This window comes from Paenisporosarcina sp. P5_A11 (genome assembly GCF_056400705.1).
The window spans coordinates 1-3,088 of sequence record NZ_JBFUKT010000265.1 but is presented as its reverse complement, the minus strand read 5'-3'; the positions used below and the strand labels follow the sequence as shown (position 1 = coordinate 3,088).

At 34.6% G+C, this 3,088-nt stretch carries 4 protein-coding genes and 1 pseudogene; 3 read left to right on the top strand and 2 right to left on the bottom strand.

The window, feature by feature from the left end:
* A pseudogene (locus AC1DOS_RS19080) lies at window positions 1–467 on the top strand (transposase); the annotation flags it as partial.
* A 108-nt stretch (window positions 468–575) separates the two neighbouring features.
* On the opposite strand, the gene AC1DOS_RS19075 reads toward AC1DOS_RS19080, so the two are convergent.
* Both AC1DOS_RS19075 and AC1DOS_RS19070 read right to left on the bottom strand, forming a co-directional pair.
* A complete protein-coding gene (locus AC1DOS_RS19075) occupies window positions 576–791 on the bottom strand; it encodes a hypothetical protein (protein WP_477538772.1) in 216 nt (71 codons plus the stop codon).
* Window positions 792–929: 138 nt separating this feature from the next.
* Window positions 930–1,139: a hypothetical protein gene (locus tag AC1DOS_RS19070; RefSeq protein ID WP_477538771.1), complete on the bottom strand. Its 210-nt coding sequence runs from the start codon at window positions 1,137–1,139 to the stop codon at window positions 930–932.
* A gap of 312 nt (window positions 1,140–1,451) precedes the next feature.
* Here AC1DOS_RS19070 and AC1DOS_RS19065 point away from each other — a divergent pair, with 312 nt between their 5' ends.
* Window positions 1,452–2,273, top strand: coding sequence for a protein-glutamine gamma-glutamyltransferase (locus tag AC1DOS_RS19065; protein ID WP_477538770.1), 822 nt, complete (start codon window positions 1,452–1,454; stop codon window positions 2,271–2,273).
* Window positions 2,274–2,642: 369 nt separating this feature from the next.
* Window positions 2,643–2,828 (top strand): hypothetical protein, encoded by a 186-nt coding sequence (locus AC1DOS_RS19060; RefSeq protein WP_108587385.1) that lies wholly within the window; start codon window positions 2,643–2,645, stop codon window positions 2,826–2,828.
* Window positions 2,829–3,088 lie beyond the last annotated feature (260 nt).

The following is a 3,088-nucleotide window of genomic DNA, read 5'->3' as shown; positions in this document are numbered from 1 at the left end:
GAAATAATTACAGACAAGATATTTGGATTATGTAAAAGTCGATCAATCAGGTGGGCAAAAGAAAAAGCTATTCACCTTAAAGCTGCGGCAGCCAAATCTATCCCTGGAATTGGAGAAAAGATCGCGGCAACGATTATTTCTGAAATTGGTGAGATAGATCGATTTAATGATCCTAAAAAGCATGTAGCTTTCGCTGAGCTGATCCTAGAGTAGTTGCCACAAAAATTTGAATCACTAAAAGAGGATCAAATAGCCATATACATGCCTTGTATATGGCTGTTCGTTGTGCCATTCGTGATTGTCGTAAAAAAACAACTGATGAAATCATCCCTCGTAACAAAAGAATGCGAGAGATTTTCGACAAGAAACGTGAAGAAGGAAAGCCATTTAAAGTAGCTGTAATAGCTTGTGTAAATAAATTCTTACATTGGATATTTGCCCTTTTAAAGAATAGAACCACTTTCTAAGATATAGCTTAGAACCTAAATCTAACTAAATAACATAAAACCTTACAAAAAATCAGACTAATGGAAGGCTAATTGGCATGCACACCTGCCCCGTTATTTGAACAAAGTTCATTCTCTTACCCATTCTTTTTTCGCTTTTCTATATTCACTCCTTGATGAAAAGAAAAGGAGTGACATACTTATCATTAAATATAATGGTTCCATATCGAGAACATCTTTTATTAAGAAATTCCCCACAAAATAAGAGCATCCAAATAATACCCAGAAAGCTGAAAACCATATTGCAAGTAACCAAAATCGCTGATAAAAGTGGTTTTTATTCATGTTAGCCTCCTATTCTTTTTTATCAATACTAAGATTTTCTAATTGTGCTACACTGCCCCTTTAGTACAAYTAGAAAGTGCTAACCCCTTATTGAAGTAAAGCACCCGTTAGTTAAAGAAGTTGAGATAAAATAGCAGGTTAATTTGTCGACTTATTATGTACCCCTTTATTTACAAACTTCCTAATATAGAAAAAATAACAAGTAAGAATTGCACCCATAATCATCCCAATTACTGTTAAGTTTATTCCTGTCCCCGTGTTAGGACCATCTGCACGAAAAGATGCATTAGCATATATCGAGACGCAAACGATAATGAAACCAATCCATTCAAAAATCTTAGTTCTCATCACTCAACCCCCCCTTATAAATAATTATAACATAATTTACCAATTATAACCCTCCGCCTTATTGAACTAACCTTCCCCGTTAGTTGAACTAGAAAAAAAAAGATGCCAAAGCAACTCGATGATCTTTAACTAAAGCACCCGTTAGTTGAATAAGCAGTAAATCAATTTAGTTGTTCCACCAGTTCGGATATGAACTCCACCACTCTTATAATGAATTATAAATACGAGTTGTTATTGCTACACATTAAAACGATTCTTGAATATGCTAGGTAAGAATGTAAATTTATTCTCGAACTTGGAAAGAGGTATATTATGATTCAACTATCGGGGATGCCTTTTCAACAAAGTGACATGTGGTCGTCTGGTAGCATTGAAAGTATGATCATTCAACGGATGATTGAAGATACAGTCGTTTACTCGTATCAATCCATAGGTGAATTATCGTTTGAGCTTAAGTTACGAAAAAATATCATATTAAGTGCAAGAGCCATGAATCAAAGCAATGTGCCGTTTGAAATATTTGCAAATTCCCGTGCTAATCCTCAATACTGGCATTTGACGAGTACCGGCGGCTTCCTGCTGCGGCATGGAGTAAAACCATCAGACGCGATTCAAGATATTTACATGAACAGTTCACAATATGCTTTTGAATGTGCTACGGCAAAGGTCATTATCTATTACCATGCTGTCCTAAACTCGATGGGAGAATCCTTATTTAATCAATTATTTCAAAACAACATCTATTTATACGGCTGGCAATATGATTCTGAACTCCAAATAAAACCATATTATACTGACCATTCTTTGCCTGGAGATGTCGTATATTTTGAAAATCCGGACTTCGACCCGAGAACCCCTCACTGGAGAGGGGAGAATGCTGTTGTTTTAGGAGATGGTACGTATTTTGGTCATGGGTTAGGAATAATGACAGCTGAACAAATGATTCATACTCTGAATCAAAGCAGAATGCCAGGGGCAAATCAATCATCCTATCTGACAAATGTAATTGCAAGACCAYCTTTTAACCATTTGGCGAAACTTTCGATGTCGCAACCAGGTTATTTGATTCATAAATACAAACATATCGTCCATCATAACGAAAGTTCGGTTCCAATTGATCGATATTTGTTCTAATCGTAATCGCATCGTTCCCTGAGCCATGCCGTGAATAAAAAACACAATAACAATTGTCACATTTCAAAAAAGTTATGTCTCTCTACTTTACAAACTTTGAGAAAAAAGTTTTTATACCACTCTGTTTCCCCTTTATTTTGTGTTACTCTATGGGCTGAATTTCCCTTCCAATCTTTTATGGATTGTAATATGTTCAAGATAATCCTTTATATTGGTCTCTTCAAGGTAAAATGGAATAACCAAACGTGAGAGAACACTATCCAGTCTTTAAGTTATTATGATATGTAAACATTTTTTCATAAAAGTTTATCTTTGATTCAACTTACCTTTCACTTGTTCATATAATGTACTGAGAGGAGGCGTAACAGAATGGATCGATTTATTCTTTTAATGTTAGCTAGTATTTTAGCTGGTTTTGCATTATTAAAGGTTCCCTTAACAGGTACTTTCATATCAGGTTTAGAGCCAATAACTACCTTAATCGGTATTTTAGCTATTGTGATTTTCTCTCTTTTCCTAATATTTAAAGGCTTAATGGGACTACTGGGGAAGTAAACAGAAGTTAAGACTCAGATTTATTCTGAGTCTTTTTGATTTTCTTCCTACAAATAAATTATTATCTACTAAGCGCTATCTACTGCTCTAACTGATTAAAAGGAAGAGGTTTACTAATTAATACCCTTGCCTATTATAGTAATGATTTTTTTGTATTAGGTCTGCTTGGTTTTACGTTTCAGCAGTGACTTTCAAATTACAAAAATGTTTTACACCTAATTTTCAAAAATAAGAAAAATCGCAATCACACTATCTGGTGA